General features: G+C 69.4%; 11 protein-coding genes. 6 read left to right on the forward strand and 5 right to left on the reverse strand.

The window, feature by feature from the left end; genetic code table 11:
* Window positions 1-74: 74 nt before the first annotated feature.
* From KF688_16460 to KF688_16470, 3 genes are all read right to left on the reverse strand, one after another.
* Entirely contained in the window at window positions 75-1,502 is a 1,428-nt protein-coding gene (locus tag KF688_16460) for an aminotransferase class I/II-fold pyridoxal phosphate-dependent enzyme (protein ID MBX3427273.1), read from the reverse strand.
* Between the two features lie 74 nt (window positions 1,503-1,576).
* A complete protein-coding gene (locus KF688_16465; GenBank protein ID MBX3427274.1) occupies window positions 1,577-3,034 on the reverse strand; it encodes a DUF3326 domain-containing protein in 1,458 nt (485 codons plus the stop codon).
* A gap of 1,010 nt (window positions 3,035-4,044) precedes the next feature.
* On the reverse strand, window positions 4,045-5,412 hold the full coding sequence (locus tag KF688_16470; GenBank protein ID MBX3427275.1) for an MFS transporter: 1,368 nt from the start codon (window positions 5,410-5,412) through the stop codon (window positions 4,045-4,047).
* A gap of 487 nt (window positions 5,413-5,899) precedes the next feature.
* Here KF688_16470 and KF688_16475 point away from each other — a divergent pair, with 487 nt between their 5' ends.
* Together KF688_16475 and KF688_16480 are read left to right on the forward strand one after the other, a co-directional pair.
* Window positions 5,900-8,389 carry a PSD1 domain-containing protein gene (locus tag KF688_16475; protein MBX3427276.1) on the forward strand — a complete coding sequence of 830 codons (2,490 nt, stop codon included), beginning with the start codon at window positions 5,900-5,902 and terminating at the stop codon, window positions 8,387-8,389.
* Between the two features lie 44 nt (window positions 8,390-8,433).
* On the forward strand, window positions 8,434-9,897 hold the full coding sequence (locus KF688_16480) for a DUF1501 domain-containing protein (protein ID MBX3427277.1): 1,464 nt from the start codon (window positions 8,434-8,436) through the stop codon (window positions 9,895-9,897).
* Between the two features lie 221 nt (window positions 9,898-10,118).
* On the opposite strand, the gene mnmA is transcribed toward KF688_16480, so the two are convergent.
* Both mnmA and KF688_16490 read right to left on the reverse strand, forming a co-directional pair.
* Complete coding sequence (mnmA, locus tag KF688_16485) at window positions 10,119-11,315, reverse strand: tRNA 2-thiouridine(34) synthase MnmA (protein ID MBX3427278.1); 1,197 nt, start codon at window positions 11,313-11,315, stop codon at window positions 10,119-10,121.
* A 56-nt stretch (window positions 11,316-11,371) separates the two neighbouring features.
* The gene (locus KF688_16490) at window positions 11,372-13,438 is read right to left on the reverse strand and encodes a thioredoxin domain-containing protein (protein ID MBX3427279.1); all 2,067 of its coding nucleotides are present in this window, start codon (window positions 13,436-13,438) and stop codon (window positions 11,372-11,374) included.
* A 372-nt stretch (window positions 13,439-13,810) separates the two neighbouring features.
* Here KF688_16490 and KF688_16495 point away from each other — a divergent pair, with 372 nt between their 5' ends.
* The 4 genes from KF688_16495 to KF688_16510 all read left to right on the forward strand — a co-directional run bounded on the left by KF688_16495 (window position 13,811) and on the right by KF688_16510 (window position 18,309).
* Window positions 13,811-14,326, forward strand: a complete 516-nt coding sequence (locus KF688_16495; GenBank protein ID MBX3427280.1) for a TIGR03546 family protein — start codon at window positions 13,811-13,813, stop codon at window positions 14,324-14,326.
* Window positions 14,251-16,266: a TIGR03545 family protein gene (locus KF688_16500; GenBank protein ID MBX3427281.1), complete on the forward strand. Its 2,016-nt coding sequence runs from the start codon at window positions 14,251-14,253 to the stop codon at window positions 16,264-16,266. Before KF688_16495 ends, KF688_16500 begins: the two co-directional genes overlap by 76 nt.
* A 127-nt stretch (window positions 16,267-16,393) precedes the next feature.
* On the forward strand, window positions 16,394-17,416 hold the full coding sequence (gene mch / locus KF688_16505; protein ID MBX3427282.1) for a methenyltetrahydromethanopterin cyclohydrolase: 1,023 nt from the start codon (window positions 16,394-16,396) through the stop codon (window positions 17,414-17,416).
* Window positions 17,417-17,436: 20 nt separating this feature from the next.
* Window positions 17,437-18,309 (forward strand): RimK family alpha-L-glutamate ligase, encoded by an 873-nt coding sequence (locus KF688_16510; GenBank protein MBX3427283.1) that lies wholly within the window; start codon window positions 17,437-17,439, stop codon window positions 18,307-18,309.
* Window positions 18,310-18,334: the final 25 nt, after the last annotated feature.

Below are 18,334 nucleotides of genomic sequence, written 5' to 3' on the forward strand. Positions count from 1 at the left end.
CTTGCGGGGGGAGGCGACGAAAGACTGACGACGGGGGACTTCCGAGCTCGCGGATTCGCCTCAATCCTTGGCACTCAAGCCTTGTCTCTCACCACCCGAATCGTCGCACAGGTCGGGTCGCTGGCGTACACCGAGGCGCCGGCGGCGGCGAGATCGCGACAGACGCCTGCCAGCTCCGATTGTATCAACTCGCCCGGCATCAAGAACGGGATTCCCGGGGGATAGATCATCACCATCTCCGCCGCGGCGCGGCCGACGGCCTGCTCCAGCGGGACGACCTCCTTGGGGCCCAGCGCCGCTTCGCGCGGCGTCATTGCCGCCGGCGGGATCGGCGGCTGGACGAGCTCTTCGGCGCGCGCGGCCGAGACGCGGGCCGGTTGAGGACGCTCGCTCACGTGGCGAAATGCGCCGACCAGCCGCTCGCACGCGTCGGCCGGATCGTTCGGGCTGAACAACAGCACGACGTTGAACCAGTCGGCCATCTCGTCTTCGACCTGAAAGTCGCGCAGCGTCGCCTCGACGTCGAACCCCGTCCAGCCCGTAGCCGCCACGTTGACCGTCACGCGCAGCGGATCGCGACCATGGCCGGCGAGCCGCGGGTCGCGCTCGGGGCGCAGCACGCGCACGCCGGGAAGGGCGTCGAGCCGGCGCTCGATCTCGGCGACTCGCGGCAGCAGTTCGGCGAACAACGCGCGTCCCTCGACGGCGAGCCGCTGCCGAGCCAAGTCGAGCGACACGAGCTGCAAGTAATTGGGGCTGGTCGTTTGGAGCAGGTTGAGCGCGTCGCGAACCCGTTCGCCCGGCACGAGCGAATCGCGGCCGACGTGCAGCATCGCCGAGCCCACCAGCGAGCCGAGCGTCTTGTGCCACGACTGGATCGCAAGGTCGGCCCCGGCGCGGAGGGCGGGACTCGCCGCCCCCGGGGGGAGGAATTCGAGATGCGCCCCGTGGGCCTCGTCGACGATCAGCGGCACGCCGCGGCGTCGGCACTCGGCCGCCAGGGGAGCGAGATCACCGGCCAGGCCGTAGTAGCTGGGCCGCGTTACGAGCACGGCCGCGGGGCGCGGCTCGGCATCCAAGGCTTCGGTCAGATCGGCGACCTCGACGGCCAGCGCCCCGCATTCGGCCAGGGCCCGTTGGCGGATGAACCGCGGCTGGGCGCCGGAGAGAACCAGCGCGGCGCCGACGCTGCGATGGACGTTGCGCGGCATCGCGATCACGGCGCCCGGGGGCGCGCACGCCAGCACCGCGGCCGCCACGCCGAGCGACGAGCCGTTGGTCAGGAAGAACGTTTCGCCGGCGCCGAGGAGTTCCGCCGCGAGTTCCTGCGCCGCCTTGACGCAGGTCGTCGGGTGGAGCGTGTTGTCGGTCGCCGTCATCGCCGGCAGATCGAACAGCACGGCCCGGGGGCCGAGGAGTTCGACGAGCCGGGGGGGCGCGAATGCGCCCCCCTTGTGGCCCGGCGTGTGAAACGGAAAGATCCCGCGATCGAGATGGCTCACGAGCGCGTGCGCAAGCGGGGCGCTCGTTTGGTCGCCTGGGGGGGACGCTCCTGCGGGAGCGCGACTCGCCGCGGTCACGACTTGTCGCCGTCCAGCACGGCGTGCACGCCGCTCAAGACCGCGCCGTTGGCGGCCGCCCCGCCGACCGAGGCGTGGGGAGCGTCCTTGCGGGCGCGACCGTTGCCGTTGGCGTGGGCGACGACCGGCTCCTCCGCGGTGCGAATGATCCGGATCGGCTGCATCGGCCGAGCCAGCGTGCTGGCGGCGACTCCGGCCTTCATGGCCGCGATCATGCCGGCCGCCTCGTAGTAGTTGGCGGCATAGTGCAATTGTCCCGGGGCGAACGGCAGGGCCTTGAGGTCGTTCTTCATCAGGTTCGTGTTGTTGCGAACCGCGATGACGGGAATCCCCTGCTCGACCGCCGCCAACGTGGGCAACCCGACGCAGCCGTCGGGGATCACCAGGCACGACAGGTCCTCGACCGTCAACAGCGACGGATCGAACGCGATCGGCGGGTTGACGACCACCCGCGGCGCCTTGTTAAGCCCCTTCAGCACGCAGAACAGGTAGGTCGTCGAGATGATCTCGGCCGCCTTGCGCGGTTCGACGACGCCCCAGCTTTCGGTCCGCAGGGCCTCGCTCGACATGGTCGGGGCATGAGCCGTGGGGACGTCCAACAGCGTGCTGAGGCAGTGGGTGAGGACCGCCTCGACGCCGCCCCAGGGGTTGGCCCCTCCTTCGCCGAAGTAATTGCGGTGGAGCTGCACTGTGTCGATGTGGGGGGTGATCTTCGTCGCCAACGCGACCGCGTCGTACGAGCCCGCCTTGGCGTGCAGGACGTCGATCAGGTGCTCCATCCGCTCGATGCACCCCGTCACGCGCCCGCTCTCGGTGAAGCCGGTCTTCATCGACAATCCGCGATCAAGGACGACCACCTCGCTGATGTCCATGCCTAGCGTGGCGCGGGCGCCCTCGGCGCAGTTGATCGTCTGGTCGACGACGTTGGGGGCGTCGGGGCGCTCTTCGGTGATCAAGAGCACGCGGTTCTGCCGGGCCTTGCGGAGACCGATCGAACCCATCATCAACCGGCAGATGAGCGAACCCTCGGCGTAGAGGCAGTTCTCGGTCTGCTCGTTGACGTCGCTGGCGTTCACCACGTTGGGATGGAGGATCAGGTTGTCGCTCACCGAGGCCAGCAGCCGCGCCGCGGGGGTCGCGTCGCCGGCGTGCCCGCCAATGTTGCAGTCGACCCCCGTCGGGATGAGCATGACCGTGTTGAACTGTCCCGTGCGGGCCTGGGTCCGCTTGCGGAACTCGAAGATCGACTTGTCGGCGAGCGGATGGTCGGCCAAGCCGTACTCGACGGCCTCGACCTCGCAGACGTTCCCCTTTCGGGTCTTCTCGACGACGGCGGCCCGCAACGGAGCGACGGTCGCCGGGCAGGCGTCGGCGACGGCCCGTTCAAGCTGGGCCAGGGGCGAGCCCCCCTTGAGCCACGATCCGAAAGCAATGCGATGGGAAGCAATTTTCATGGGAAGGGCCTCCTTGGCCGAGAGCGCCGTAAGCGGCGCGAGGTGAATATGCGAATTGACGCCGTGAGGCCGTGCAACGGCGCTCGAGGCGATCCAAGAACTGCAGGCGATTCGAGCGAGTCAGCTCAAATGAAGTGCGACAACCGGGGTCGAATCGGACCCGAGACGTCGGCAAGAGCGAGCCGAGCAGATTCCCTAGACCGCCGGGCGGCGAAGGGAAACGGGCTCGCGCACGAGCGACTCAAATACGGATGCGCAGGCGCCAACTGGCAAGAAACCGATCGTGGAGCATCCGCAAGCTGAGAGCGTCGACCACGCAGCGCACCGAGGGCCAGCGGGACCGACCGGCCCGGCGACACTGCGGCAACTTGGCGGAGACGACGATGTTCAACTCAGGAGAGGTCCGATCGGTTCGGCGTGAGGTAGAAGGTCGGGGAGGACCAAGAAGCTCCCGGCGAGAATCGCCGAAAGCGGTGATTACTCTATGCGGTATAAGTCAATTCGACAATCGGCACAATCCGAGAATCGGAAGATTCCGCCCAGCGAGCTTGCCCGTCGGGGGGGATCGTGCCGTGTAATTCCTGCGGAGCGGGTGTAAGGGTTGCAATCGTCGGCCGGCGCTGCCGGCGCCGAGGGGGCGGGTGAGGCAAACCTGGCGGGGTCGAACGACCGCACCGCGGCGATTTGGTCGGCTGAAGCCGCTTTGGCGCCGGATTCGCTCTACCCTGCTGCGACGCGTCCCACGACGGGCCGCGCGTGCCACGTCCCACGGACTCGGGAGACCCCAGCCATGTTCAGCCCCGCCATCCTCATCGCCCTGGCCGCCTGCGTCGGCTACGCCATACTCGATAGCTTCGGCCGCGAAACGAGCCGGGCCAACAGCGACTTCCTGCGAAACAACCTGGCGGGGTGATTCGCCTCCAACAGGCAGTACGCGAGCCGGCGGCCAGTGGTTCGGCTTGGCGACCGTCGGCGCGGGGATCGGCGGCCCTCTCCGGGCGAGCGACAACTCACGCCTGTTGGACCACAGGGTCGGGGAGCGCTTCGGCGAGTTCCGACGGCAGTCGGACGGGGACGGCCGGATCAGGCGTTTCGTCGCGGGGGCGGATTTCTTCCAGCGGGCCCAGGCGCCAGAGGCTTGGCCACGTGCGGGCGATCGCTGCGACGGTGACCAGGGTCAGCACGCCTCCGCCGCAGACGGCCAGCACCGGCCCGAACAGGTGGGCGGCGATTCCCGATTCGAATTCGCCGATCTCGTTACTCGTATTGATGAAGATCGCGTTGACCGCCGCGACACGCCCGCGCAATTCGTCGGGGGTGAGCAGTTGCAGCAGCGTCGAGCGGATGACCACCGACACGTTGTCGACCGCCCCCAGCATGAACAGGGCCAACAGCGAGACGGCGTAGTTCCGCGAGGCCCCGAACACGATCGTCCAAACGCCGAAGGCGAAGACCGCGCCGATGAGAGCCGGTCCTGCGCGACGGATCGAGATCCGCCACGCGAGCAGCAGCCCCATGGCGATCGAACCGATCGCCGGCATCGCCCGCAGCCAGCCGTACCCCGTGGCGCCGACGTCGAGGACGTCCTCGGCGTACATGGGGATCAGCGCCGTCGCCCCGCCGAACATCACGGCGACCATGTCGAGCGTGATTGTCGACAGAATCAGCGGTTCGCGGCGGACGAACCGCACGCCGTCGAGCACGCTTTGCCACGAGGCGAGCCCCGTCGCGATTCGCTTCTGCGGGGCGAGCTTGATCCCCCCGATGCAAACCAGGAAGACCGCGCTCGTGGCCGCGTCGACCAAATAGGCGGCGGCGGGGCTGGCCAGCGCCAGCACGGCGCCCCCCAAGAGCGGGCCGAGCGTCGCGGCGGTTTGAAACGCCATGCTGCGCCAGGTGGCCGCGTTGGCGAACAGCCGCGCAGGGACCATTTGCGTCAGGATCGCCGACATCGCGGGCCAGCCGATCGCCCGGCTAATTCCGGTGAACAGCAGCAGCACGTACGTCCACGCCAACGGCCCGTGGACCGCCGCGTTCCAGGCGAGCCCCAGCCCGCAAACCAAGAGCCCGACATGGGCCAGGATCAGAATCGTCTTGCGCGAGTACCGATCGGCCGCCACTCCCGCGGGCATCGCCAGCAGCAGCACCGGCGCGGCGAGCACCAGCCCGATGAGTCCCAGGCTGAGCGCCTCGCCGGTCCGCTGGTACACCTCCCATCCGACCGTGGCGGTCCGCATCTGGTTGCCGATGTTCGACACCAAGCTTCCCAACACGAACCAGCGGAAGTCCGGCAGCCGCAGCGACGCGAACGGGTCGGGGCGATGCGGCCGCTCAGGGGGCGCCTCGGGGCCGGTGACGGATTTCCAGCGTGACCACATGGACGGCACGGCGGGGGAGCGAGGCGGGAGCGACAGGCGGGGCGGCGCGAGTGCATCCGCGCCGCGGCGGGCGACGTATCTGTTCCGTGGCCGGCGACCCTTGATTATGCTGCGCCCTGACCGCCGTCGCTAGCGCCACCAGAGTCGGCAACGGTGCTCCCGGGGGCGTTGCGGGACGAGAGCTCCTCAACGCCTTGTTGCTTGCGCCGGTTCGTCGTCGGGCGGCGGCCGAGCAGCGATTCAAGATTGCGGCGAGACTGCTGCCAATTGCGGTAAATCGGCCGTCGTGCAACCGTGCTGATAAGCGTCCATCGGGAAGTCTCAATTCGTGTTTTCCTGGCGCTCTTGTATGTTTCCAGAGCCCAAAAATCGGTCCTCCTTACGACAGCCGTCCCCGCCGCGGCTCAGCGTCGCGGTCCGGACGGGCGTCGAGTAAACTGGGGGGACCCCCTGGTCTCCCTGAACTCTCCTCGATCCGGCACGCGCGATGGTTCTGCGGCGGTCCCGTTTTTTCTGGCTGACGATCACGGCGGCGTCCTGGTGCGCGGCCGCGCGGGCGGATGAGTCGGCGGTCGATTTCAATCGCGAGGTCCGGCCGATCCTGTCGGACAAGTGCTTCTTCTGTCATGGTCCCGACGTCTCGTCGCGCGAGGCGGACCTGCGGCTTGACGAATCGGCAAGTGCGCTGGAGGACCGGGGGGGCTACGCGGCGGTCGTTCCGGGGCGGCCGGAGGAGAGCGAGCTACTGCGGCGCATCCTCAGCGACGACGAGCACGAGCGGATGCCCCCTGCCGAAACGGGCAAGTCGCTCGTGCCCGCAGAAATCGAGACGTTGCGGAGGTGGATTGCGGAGGGGGCCGAGTGGGCGCTTCCCTGGGCGTACGTCCCGCCGCGACGCGACGCCCCGCTTCCTGCGAAACGCGAGGGCTCGGCCAACTGGATCGACGACTTCCTCGCCGAGCGATGGGAGCGCGAAAGGATCGCTCCGCAACCGGAGACCGACCGCGTGACGCTGCTCCGGCGCGCGTCGTTCGATCTCACGGGCCTTCCCCCGACGCCTGCGGAGGTCGACGCGTTCGTCGCCGACGATTCGCCCCGTGCGTGGGAGAAGGTCGTCGAAAGGTTGCTCGCGTCGCCGCGGTACGGCGAGCGGATGGCCGTGTTCTGGCTCGACTTGGTGCGGTTCGCCGACACGGTGGGCTACCACGGCGATCAGGACCACAGCGTCTGGCCGTATCGCGACTACGTCATCCATGCGTTCAACACGAACAAGCCGTTCGACGAGTTCACGCGCGAGCAACTCGCGGGGGACCTGATCGACGGCGCCGGGATCGATGCGACGATTGCGTCGGCGTACAACCGGTTGCTGCAGACCACGCATGAGGGGGGCGCCCAGCTCAAGGAGTATCGCGCCATCTACATGGCCGACCGCGTGCGGAACGTGTCGCAGACGTGGATGGGCGCCACGGTCGGGTGCGCGCAGTGTCACGATCACAAGTACGACCCGTACACGACGGCCGATTTCCACGCGCTGGGGGCGTTTTTCGCCGACGTCGACGACGAGCATCACCTTGAGAACCAGTACGACAATCTCAATTCGCTGCCGACCCCGCGCCGGCCGGAGCTGACGGTGCTGAGCGTGTACCAGCGCGAGCGGATCGCAGAGCTGCGGGCCGAGTTGGCGCCGCTGGACGCCGACCGCGACGCGGAGCGGATCGCCGCGACCGCGGGCGAGATCGCGGCGATCGCGGGGGCGCCGGGACGGGTGATGATCACCAAGCGACTTCCCGAGCCGCGCGAGGTGCGCGTGCTGCCGCGGGGGAACTGGCTCGACGAGTCGGGCCCGATCGTCCTGCCGGCCGTGCCGCAGTTCTTGCAGGAGATTCCTGCCGAGGGGCTGCGCACCGTGGCGACGGCGCGGGTCGTCGGACGAGCGGGGGAGTCGACGCAGGGGGGCGCGAGCGACGCGGAACTCCGCGGGCTGACGCCTCGCGGCTCGGATCGGAAGGAGCGGCTTTCGCGGCTTGATTTGGCGAACTGGCTTGTCGACGACGAGCATGGCGCCGGGCTGCTCACGGCGCGGGTCATGGCCAACCGCTTGTGGGCCTTGCTGTTCGGCCGGGGGATCGCGATGACGCTCGACGACTTCGGCGGCCAGGGACACGCCCCCGATCACCCCGAGCTGCTCGATCGACTGGCGGTTGAACTGGTCGACAGCGGTTGGGACGTCAAGCACATGCTGCGGCTGATCGTTCTGTCACGGGCCTATCGGCAGTCCTCGGCGGCGCCGGCCGAACTGCTCCGGCAGGATCCGCTGAACGCCCTGTTCGCCCGGCAGGCGCGGTATCGCGTGCCGGCCGAAATGGTGCGCGACACGGCCCTGGCGCACGGGGGGCTGCTCGTCGAGAAGTTGGGGGGACCGAGCGCCAAGCCCTATCAGCCGGCCAAGTACTATCGGCACCTCAACTTCCCGGAGCGCGAGTATCGGGCCGACAAGGACGCCAACCAGTGGCGCCGCGGGGCGTACGTTCACTGGCAGCGGCAGTTTCTGCATCCCGCGATGAAGGCGCTCGACGCCCCCACGCGCGAGGAGTGCACGGCCCAACGACCGCAGTCGAACACGCCGGTGGCGTCGCTGACGCTCTTGAACGACCCCGAGTTCGTCGAGGCGGCCCGCGGGTTGGCGATGCGGGCGATCGCCGAGGGGGGCACGGAGTTCGACCAGCGGTTGACTCGGGCGTTTCGCATCTGCCTGTCGCGCGCGCCGACTGCCGACGAGCGCGCGGTCATGGAGCGGCTGCTTGCCGAGCATCGGACCCACTACGAAGCGAACCCCGCCGACGCCGAGGCGGCGCTGGCCGTGGGATTGTGGAAACGCGACGAGAAACGCGAGCCGGCCGCGACGATCGAATTGGCATCCTGGGCCGGCGTCGCCCGGGCGGTGCTGAATGCGAGCGAGACGTTCACGCGCAACTAAGGCGCCCTCTGCGGCGAATCCTCCCAATCACGACAGGTTCCCTGATGTTTCGTGACGCCGCGCTGAACGCGATCAACCGCCGTGCGTTTCTCTCCGGCGGGGGGGTGGCTCTGGGGTCGCTTGCGCTCGGGTCGCTGTTGGCGCGGGACGGGGTCGCCGGCGGCGGGCTCACGGGGGGCGGCGGCGCGGGGGGCGGCGTGCCGGGGCTTCCCGGGTTGCCCCACTTTCCGCCGCGAGTGAAGCGGGTGATCTTTCTCTGCATGGCCGGCGGGCCGTCGCAGCTCGAGACGTTCGACGAAAAACCCGCACTGGCCAAGCTGTCGGGCCAGCCGATGCCCGCGTCGGTGACCGCCGGCCAGCCGATCGCCCAGTTGCAGGGGAAGGAGCTGCGCGCCCTGGGCCCGTTGTGCAAGTTCGGCCGGTACGGTCGCAACGGGCAGACGATCAGCGATTTTCTCCCCTGGCAGCAACGAATCGCCGACGACATCTGCATCATCCGCTCGATGGTCGCCGAGCAGATCAATCACGACCCGGCCCACACCTTCATGAACACCGGAACCGCGATCAGCGGCCGGCCGTCGATGGGCGCCTGGATCAATTACGGCCTGGGGTGCGAGACGAGCGATCTGCCCGGGTTCGTCGTCATGACGAGCGTCGGGGGGCGCAACCCCCAACCGATCGCCTCACGGCAGTGGTCGGCCGGGTTCCTGCCGAGTCGGTTCCAGGGGGTCGAGTTCAACGCCGCCGGGGCCCCGGTCCACTACGTCGACTCCCCTCCCGGCGTGCCGCCGCATCTGCAGCAGGGCGTCGTCGAGGCGGCCACGGCGCTCGATCGGGCGCGGCTTGGCGTGACCGGCAACCCAGAGATCGAGACCCGCATCGCCGCGTACGAGACGGCGTTTCGGATGCAAACCTCGGTCCCGCAGTTGATGGACGTCTCCGACGAGCCGCAACACGTGCTCGACCTGTACGGCGCCACGCCGGGGGACGGATCGTTCGCGTCGAACTGCCTGCTGGCCCGGCGATTGGCCGAGCGCGGCGTGCGGTTCATCCATCTCTACCACCGCGGTTGGGACCATCACGACGGCATCCGCAAGCACATGACCACCTGCTGCGGTCTGACCGACCGGGCGACCTACGCCCTTGTCGCCGATCTCAAGCAGCGCGGCATGCTGGACGACACGCTGGTGATCTGGGGGGGCGAGTTCGGCCGCACGCCGATGTCGCAGGGGACGACCGACCCCGACGCGGTCGGCCGCGACCACCACATCGCCGGCTTCACGATGTGGATCGCCGGCGGCGGCGTGCGGGCCGGGACCACGTTCGGGGCCACCGACGACCTGGGCTATCACGCCGTCCAAGACCCCGTGCCCGTGCGCAACCTGCACGCGACGATGCTCCACCTGTTGGGCGTCGACCACCGCCGGTTCACGTACCCATTCCAGGGGCTCGACATGAAGCTGACCGGGGTGAAGGAAGCCGAGGTGGTCCGCGGCGTGCTGGCGTAGCGCCGGCGGGCCCGGCGCTGTCATCTCGCCCCGCCCGGCCCCCAAGTGCGGCTCGAAGCGTTCGTACTGGACGATGCGGCCGCCTAGTTTCCAGCCGAATCCCGCGGGGCGAGTGGTGCAATTCGAGCCGCCGCAGAGAAACAGCCGCGGGTCAGGGCGGGTTTGCAGGACGACGTTCTCTTTGCGCAGCGGTCGTTTCTCTCCGAGGCACGACCGCGGGGTCACTCGATCCAGCCGCCCCCCAGTACGCGATCGTCGGCGTAGCAGACGACCGCTTGGCCCGGGGCGACGTGGTGTTGCGGGGCGGGGAACTCGACATGGAGGCGCCCGGCGGCGTCGAGGTTGATGGCGGCGGGGGCCGGGGGCGAGTTGTAGCGGACTTGCACCAGCCCGTGCGCCGGGAGGGCGGCCGGGTCGAGGAGCCAGTTGCAGTCGCGGGCCGTGAGACGCGTGCGGCCGAGGTCGACGCGGTCGCCCAGGACGACGCGCTGCGTGTCGGGTTCGATGCGGACGACGAACTTCGGTTCGCCCAGGGCGATTCCCAGACCTTTGCGCTGACCGACGGTGAAGCTCTCGATGCCTGCGTGCCGGCCGACGACGGAGCCGTCGGTGAGGACGAATTCGCCGCCGGAGGCGGGGGGGGGCGGGAGTGCGTCGCGGGCGGGACGCTGCGGCTCGCTCGGCGGGTAGTCTTGCTTGTCGGCGTGGCGCTGCTTGTAACTGCGGACGAAATCGTCGTAGCGGCCCGAGGTGACGAAGCAGATTTCTTGGCTGTCGCGCTTGGTCGCGACGTCGAATCCCAGGTCCGCGGCGATGCTGCGGATCGCGGGCTTGTCGTACTCGCCCACGGGGAGCAGCATCCGGGGGAGCAGCTCGCGGCGGATGCCGAACAGGACGTACGATTGATCCTTCGCGGCGTCGCGTCCGCGGAGCAGGGTCGCTGCGCCCAATTGCGGGTCGCGCACCAGCCGCGCGTAGTGCCCCGTGGCGACGAACTCGGCCCCGACGGCGTCGGCGTACTCGAACAGTTTGCCGAACTTGATCCAGTTGTTGCACTGGACGCACGGGTTAGGGGTCCGCCCGGCGGCGTACTCGGCGACGAAGTAGTCGATGATTCGAGCGAACTCGCGATCAAGGTTGAGCGCGTAAAACGGGATGCCCAAGCGATCGGCGACGCGACGGGCGTCAGCGGCGTCGGCGGCGGTGCAGCAACCTTGTTTGTGGTCGAGGCGGTCGACGATCGGGAGTTGCGCCGCGGGCGAGTCGCCGCGGCTGGCGTCCGGGGTTGCGCAGGCGACGGGGGACTCGACGCCGTGGCGCATGAAGACCCCCAGCACGTCGTGCCCCTGCTCGAGGAGCAAGTGGGCGGCGACGCTCGAATCGACTCCCCCCGACATGGCCAAGACGACGCGCGACATAGCCGTCGAGTCTAGCAGATCCGAGGGGATTCACCACGGAAGCGCGGCGGGAGGGTTCACGGCGTCTCGAGCGCGTTCAGCGCCGCGTGAATCGCCGCGACGCCGACGGCCGGTTCGCGGCAGGTGAAGTCTTCGCAGACGTACAGGGTCGGCTGGCCGTCGAGCGGCGACTTGCCGGCCAGGAGGTCGGCCAGCGGCGCGGGGGGCGGGGCTCCGTCGGCAGGCGTCGCGGCCAGAACGACATGGGGCAAGTAGCGGCGGCGCAGGTCGGCGAGCGCGGCGGCCGCGGCGCTGGCGTTTCCGCCGTCGGCGAAGACCAGTTCGTAGGTCGGCCCCAGGCGGAGATCGAGCGCCAGGAGCGTTTGCCCCATCGCGGTCGGGGCTCGGTCGAGCATCGCAGCGGCGGCGAGCAGCGCCCGCTCGGCTTGCCGGGCGTAGGCGTCGCGACCGGTGAGCTTGGCCAGCCGCACGAGCGCCGTGGCCGCCATGCCGTTGGCCGCGGGAACGCTGCTGTCGGTGACGTCCTTGGTGCGGGCGATCAGTTGCTCGTGGTCGTCGGCGGTGAAGTAGAAGCCGCCCGCTTGCGGATCGGCGAACCGGTCGATCATCACGTCGGCCAGCGCGAGCGCCTCCTCGACGTACCGCGGCGCGAACGTCGTTTCGTAGAGCGTAATGAGGGCGTTGGCAAGATAGGCGTAGTCGTCGAGGTACGCGTCGAGTTTGGCCCGGCCTTGGCGCCAGGCGTGGAGGAGGCGGCCATCGGGGCGGCGGAGTTCGCGGAGCAGAAAGTCGGCGGCGTGCTGCGCGGCCGCGGCGAATCGCGGTTCGCCGAGCGCGGCGCCGGCGCGGGCCAGCGCGTCGATCGCCAGGGCGTTCCACGAGACGAGCACTTTGTCGTCCTTGCCGGGACGCACGCGCCGCTCGCGAGCGGCGAACAGCTTGGCGCGGCTCGCGGCGAGTTCGGCGGCGAGCGAGTCCGCGTCGCGGTTCATCAGCTTGGCGGCCTGCTCGATCGATCTGGGGAGGTGGAGAATGTTGCGCCCCTCGAAGTTCCCCGCGTCGGAGACGTCGTAGACTCGGCCGAATGTTTCCGCGGCGTCGTCGCCGAGCACGGCGGCGAGTTCGGCGGGTGTCCAGGTGGAGAACAGTCCCTCGTGCCCCTCGCTGTCGGCGTCCTCGGTGCTGTGGAACCCGCCGGCGGGGTCGGTCATGTCGCGGAGGACGTAGTCGAGCGTTTCGCGGACGATGCGTTCGTACCCGGGATCGCCGGTCGCTTGGAACGCCTCGAGGAAGACGCCGGCCAGCAGGGCGTTGTCGTACAGCATCTTCTCGAAGTGAGGGACCAGCCACCGCTCGTCGACCGAGTAGCGGGCGAACCCGCCGCCGAGGTGGTCGTAGATCCCTCCCGCGGCCATGCGGTCGAGCGTGAGGCGGACCATGGCGAGCGACTGCTCGGCGCCGGTCCGCCGCCAGTGCCGCAGGCAGAGTTGCAGGTCCATGGGGTGGGGAAATTTCGGCGCTCGGCCGAAGCCGCCCCAGGTCGGATCGAACGCGCGGCTCAGTTGCACGATCGCCGCGTTGAGTTGCCCGCGGCCGAGTTCGGCGTCGTCGGCCGACGCGCCGCCGGCGGTTTGCAGCTCGGCCGTGATTTGGTCGGCCATCGCCTGGGCCTGCTCGCGACGGTTGTCCCAGGCGTCGGCCACGGCGCGCAGCACGTCGTCGAACCCCGGCATCCCCCCGCGGGCAGTCGGCGGGAAGTAGGTCCCCGCGTAGAACGGTTTGAGATCGGGGGTGAGGAACACCGACATCGGCCAGCCGCCGCGGCCGGTCATCATCTGCACGGCGTTCATGTAGATCTGGTCGAGATCGGGCCGTTCCTCGCGGTCGACCTTCACGGCGACGAAGTGCTCGTTGACGATCGCCGCGATTCGCTCGTCCTCGAAGCTCTCGTGCTCCATGACGTGGCACCAGTGGCACGCCGCGTAGCCGATCGAGAGGAAGATCGGCTTTTGTTCGGTGCGGGCGCGTGCGAGCGCTTCGGGCCCCCAGGGTCGCCAGTCGACCGGATTGTGCTGGTGCTGGAGCAGGTAGGGTGACGACTCGTCGGCAAGACGGTTGGGCATGGCGAGGGGGGAGAGGTCAGGGGACGGAGATCGGAGGATCAGACGTCAGTTTAGAGGGGATGGGGAGCGAGTTGGGACAGGCTTCCGTGAAAGTGCCCTGGTATTTTGCAAATCGGCGCGAATCGGCGGGGGAACATCGCTTTTCGGCGCCCTGCAGCCGTTGGTCGGCGAGCGGGCCTTGCGCCGGCAGAGGTGCGTACGCACAATCGCGCACATTCACGGGCAGTTCTGTTGGCGATCCTCGGCACGGTCCGCGGCTCAAGTTTGTTGGCGGGGCGAGTCGATACCGAGCGATGTCCGGTGCGCCGTGCGCGCTTGGACGCGGGCTTTTCATCGCTTCTCACTTCCCCTCGCGGCGCCGGCGGTGCTGTCATGCTCGACTTTTTCTTGCGGCCGCTCAGGCAACTTGTCCAGACGCTCGTCGGCGACGACTCGCCGCGGCAGGTGGCGTGGGGGTTTGCGCTGGGAATGCTCGTGGGCTGCCTGCCCAAGGGGAACCTGTTGGTGCTGACGCTGGGGATCCTTCTGTGGTCGCTGCGCGTGAGCATTCCTGCGGCGCTCTTGGCCGGGGGGGTGTTCTCGCTGCTGGCGCCGCTGTGGGACGGCGCGGCGCATGCAATTGGTTCGGCGATCATCTCCTCGGAGACGCTGCGGCCCTGGTTCGCCGCGCTGTACCAGGCGCCGCTGGGGCGGTTCACGGGGCTCACGAACACGGCGGTCGTGGGGCAGTTGGCGATCGGGCTGTACTGTCTCTACCCCGCTTACTGGGCCGCCCGGCTGGCGGCGACACGGATTCGACCAAGGATGGCGAAATGGCTGCTCAGCTACCGGGTGATACGCTGGCTCAAGGGAGCGGAGATCGGGGCCCAATTGGGGCTCGAGGCCTAGGCCCCACGTTCGTCGCCGGCGAAGCGGTCGAAGCGGTCGCGATTGCGCTGGCCGAGGCCGCGCGGAAGACCTCCGCAAAACCGAAGCGGCAGGGGCTGCTCCGCTGGGGCTACGTCTTGCCGCGACTGGCGGTTGCGCTCGTCTTGGTCGGGCTGGTTCGGTACGGGCTCGACCCTGCGCTCAAGTGGGGGATCACGGCCAGCGGCGAGGCGGCCTTGGGCGCCAAGGTCGAGATCGGCGAGTTACGGACGACCTTGCGCGGAGGACGGCTGGAGATCCGCGACTTCGCGGCGGCTCATCCGGCGAAGGAGATGCGCAACCTCGTCGAGGCTGGCGCGGGGACCTTTGCGGTCGATGTGGCCGAACTGTGCCGCGGGCGGCTGCGGGTCGTCGACGGGCGCGTCACGGGGATCGCTTTCGACGGCGAACGGACCGTTTCAGGCGCGCTGCCGGCACGCGACAAGTCGGACGCCGACGCCGGGCCGTCGATGTTCGATCCCCTGGTCGACGCCGCGGTCGAGCACGGCGGCGCGTGGTTCGACGACGTGAGCAGCCGGCTGGAAAGCGACCTCGAATCGCAACTGCAGACCCCCGCGGTCGCGCGCGATCTGGAAGCCCGCTGGCCGCAGGAATACGCCGAGCTGCGCGGAGCGGTCGACGACCTGCAGGTACGCGGCAAGCGGCTTGAAACGGCGGCGCGGGAGCTTAAGAAGAATCCGCTGCGGAATCTGGCCGCGACCGAGCGACTGGCGGCCGACGTCGCGGCGATCGATCGCCAAGTGAAGGAGCTCCACGCACGGCTTGAGACGCTGCCCAAGCAGGCCGAGGCGGATCGCAAGGCGATCGACGCGGCCCGCAAACATGACCAGCAGTTCTTGCGCGAGCAAGCCGCCGCGCTCAAGAAGCTCGACGGCGACCAGTTGTCGCGGTACTTGCTGGGGGACGAGGCGCACGGCTACGTAGGGACGACGCTGGCCTGGGTCGAGACGGCCCGGGCGCTTGTGCCCAAGAAACGCCCAAGCGCCAAACCGCCGAAGCAACGGGGCGTGACGGTCGTGTTCGCCGATCGCCCGCGCCCGGCGGTGCTGGTGGAACGGGTCGAGCTGCTGGGATCGGCTCGACTCGACGGCCGGACGCTGGAGCTTGCCGGGCTGCTGACCCACGCGGCGAGCCAGCCGGAGCTGCATCCCGAGCCGGCGCGTTTGGCGCTGCGCGGTTCCGGGGCACAGGAATTTACGCTGGAAGCGACGCTCGATCGGCGCGGCGACGTGGCGCACGACACGCTTGTGTTCCATTGCCCGCAACTGCCGCTGCCGGGGCGCACCCTCGGCAAGGCGGAGAAGATCGCCGTCGAGGTGGCGCCGGGGACGGCGTCGCTGGCGGCGCACATCGAACTGGTCGGCGACCGGATCGAGGGGACGGTCGAGTACCTGCAGGGAACGACCCGGTTGACCGCGTCGACCCCCGCGGTGCGCGACGCGGGGCTGGGGGAGGCGCTCAACGAGTCGCTCGCCAACCTGGCTCGCGTTGAGGCGAAGCTGGTGCTGTCGGGCACGACGCGGCGGCCGCGGGTCGAGCTGACGTCGAACCTGGGTCCCGATCTGGCCGCAGGGTTCGATCGGGCGTTTCGCGCCTACCTGACGGACAAGTCGAACCGGATCGTCGCCAAGGCGCAGGCCAAGGTCGACGAGCAGGTCGCCAAGCTCGACGGCAAACGGCGGGCCGCGCAGGACGAGCTCTTGGCGAAGCTGGGAGACAACCAGGAACTGCTGGCGCAACTGGGGGGTCTCGCCGGGGGCGAACTGCCCTCGATCGTGACGTTGCCGGGAGGCAAGACGGTGTCGACCGACGTGAACGCCGCGGCGGCGGGCGCTCAAGCCAAGGCGACCAAGGCCGCGACCGCGAAGCTGGGCGAGCTGCAACAGAAGCTGCTGAAGTAGCCGTCGTGCGGTGTTGGTTTCAAGACTCGCTACGGGGCAAAGCGCACAGGCGAGGGCGTTCGCGACGCCGGCGGCGACTTTCCTGGGTCTGGCTTCGCGTCCGTTCCGAGTCGCCCTTGCCCAGGGCATGGCAATCGTCGGACGTTGCGACTATTCTGCGGGTCGCATCGTCGTCCTGCTCGTTCGGTTGATCGTCGCCGTGAACCTCAACATCCGCGCCGCCGCCGTTTGTCGTGAGATTGTCGCCGATGCCGAGCGGCTCGGGGTCGCGACCAGCACGCTTCCCGGCGGGACAACGGTGATCGATTGCGGCGTGGAGGCGCCCGGCGGGCTGGCCGCGGGGGCGGCGCTTGCGCGGGTTTGTGCGGCGGACCTTGCGCGGGTCGAGATCGAACCGCTGCGGCGCGGCCCGGCGTCGGCGCCGTTCGTGATGGTGCAAACCGACCATCCGTGGCTGGCGTGCATGGCGTCGCAGTATGCCGGGTGGGAGATCAAGGGCGACGGGTTTTTCGCGATGGGCTCGGGCCCGATGCGGGCCGCGGCGGCGCGCGAGCCGCTGTTCGCCGAGCTTGAGTATCGCGAGTCCGCCGCCGCGTGCGTCGGGGCGCTCGAAACGGACGCGCTGCCGACCGACGAGGTCGCGTGCATGATCGCCGAGAAATGCGGCGTGGCGCCGGCGGGGCTGACGCTGCTCGCGGCCCCCACGCGCAGCTTGGCCGGCACGGTGCAGGTCGTCGCCCGCAGCGTCGAGACCGCGCTCCACAAGCTCCACGAACTGAAGTTCGACTTGAAATCGATCGCCAGCGGCTGGGGCTGCGCTCCCCTGCCCCCGCCGGCGGCTGACAAGCTCGCGGCGATCGGCCGCACCAACGACGCGATCCTGTACGGCGGGGGGGTGACGCTGTACGTGCACGGCGGGGACGACGAACTCGCGGCGATCGGGGCGCAACTCCCCAGCAGCGCGTCGCGCGACTACGGCCGGCCGTTCGCCGAGGTGCTGGCGTCGTACCGGGGCGACTTCTACCAAGTCGATCCCCTGCTGTTCAGCCCGGCGGTCGTGACGCTGGTGAATCTCGCCACGGGGCGATCGTTCACCTTCGGCGAGTTGAACAGCGAGGTGCTGGCGAACTCGTTCGGCGAGACGGCGTAACTTGCGGGAACGCCGCTGCCATGAAGATTGCCGTTTTCACGTCGCCGGAGAGTTGGCACTACCGCGATCTCGTGCGAGCCGCTGGAGAGCGGCATGACCTGGCGACGCTCGATCAGGCTCGCCTGTTGGCGGGGGTCGGCGCGGCGGGGCTGATCATTCGTTGCGGCGATATGTCGCTCCTGGACTTTGACGCCGCGATCGTCCGCGCGATGACCCCCGCGGGGCTGGAACCGGTCGTGCTGCGGATGGACGCCCTTGCGCGGCTCGAGGCGGCAGGGATCCCGGTGATCAACTCGGCCAAGGCGATCGAGGCGTCGATCGACAAGTACCTCGCCACCGCCAAGCTCGCCGCGGCGGGGCTGCTGGTCCCCGAGACGATCGCCTGTCAGACGGTCGACGACGCGCGGGTTGCGTTCGAGGAGTTGGGGGGCGACGTCGTCGTGAAGCCGCTGTTCGGCGGCGAAGGGCGCGGGCTGGTGCGGGTGACCGATCCCGTTTTGGCCTTGCGGGCGTTCACCTCGCTGGCGCGGTTCGAGTCGGCGATCTATCTGCAACGGTTCGTGCCGCACGAGGGGCGCGACTGGCGGCTGTTCGTCGTCGGCGACGAGGTGCTCGGGATGGAGCGCACCAACCCGGACGACTGGCGGACGAACATCAGCCGCGGGGGGACGGGGGCGCCGCTGGTCGTATCGGCGGAGTTGGCCGAGTCGGCCCGTCGTGCGGCGGCGGCGGTTGGCGCCACGGTTGCGGGGATCGATTTCCTGCCGGGCCGCGACGGGCGGGTCTACGCGCTCGAGGTGAACGCCTCGCCAGGGTGGCGAGCGCTGGCCGCGGCGACCGGGAGCGACGTCGCGGCGCGGGTGCTTGCGCATGTTGCGGCGGCGGGGCGCTGAGCCGCAAGCGTCTGAGGACGGGGCT

This window comes from Pirellulales bacterium (assembly GCA_019636345.1).
Lineage (GTDB): Bacteria > Planctomycetota > Planctomycetia > Pirellulales > Lacipirellulaceae.

What these genes read in the sequence shown, in the direction of transcription:
- KF688_16465 (MBX3427274.1), bottom strand. Translation starts at nt 3,034, where the DNA reads ATGAAAATTGCTTCCCATCGCATTGCTTTCGGATCGTGGCTCAAGGGG.
- KF688_16470 (MBX3427275.1), bottom strand. Translation starts at nt 5,412, where the DNA reads ATGTGGTCACGCTGGAAATCCGTCACCGGCCCCGAGGCGCCCCCTGAG.
- KF688_16475 (MBX3427276.1), top strand. Translation starts at nt 5,900, where the DNA reads ATGGTTCTGCGGCGGTCCCGTTTTTTCTGGCTGACGATCACGGCGGCG.
- KF688_16480 (MBX3427277.1), top strand. Translation starts at nt 8,434, where the DNA reads ATGTTTCGTGACGCCGCGCTGAACGCGATCAACCGCCGTGCGTTTCTC.
- mnmA (MBX3427278.1), bottom strand. Translation starts at nt 11,315, where the DNA reads ATGTCGCGCGTCGTCTTGGCCATGTCGGGGGGAGTCGATTCGAGCGTC.
- KF688_16490 (MBX3427279.1), bottom strand. Translation starts at nt 13,438, where the DNA reads ATGCCCAACCGTCTTGCCGACGAGTCGTCACCCTACCTGCTCCAGCAC.
- KF688_16495 (MBX3427280.1), top strand. Translation starts at nt 13,811, where the DNA reads ATGCTCGACTTTTTCTTGCGGCCGCTCAGGCAACTTGTCCAGACGCTC.
- KF688_16500 (MBX3427281.1), top strand. Translation starts at nt 14,251, where the DNA reads ATGGCTGCTCAGCTACCGGGTGATACGCTGGCTCAAGGGAGCGGAGAT.
- mch (MBX3427282.1), top strand. Translation starts at nt 16,394, where the DNA reads ATGGCAATCGTCGGACGTTGCGACTATTCTGCGGGTCGCATCGTCGTC.
- KF688_16510 (MBX3427283.1), top strand. Translation starts at nt 17,437, where the DNA reads ATGAAGATTGCCGTTTTCACGTCGCCGGAGAGTTGGCACTACCGCGAT.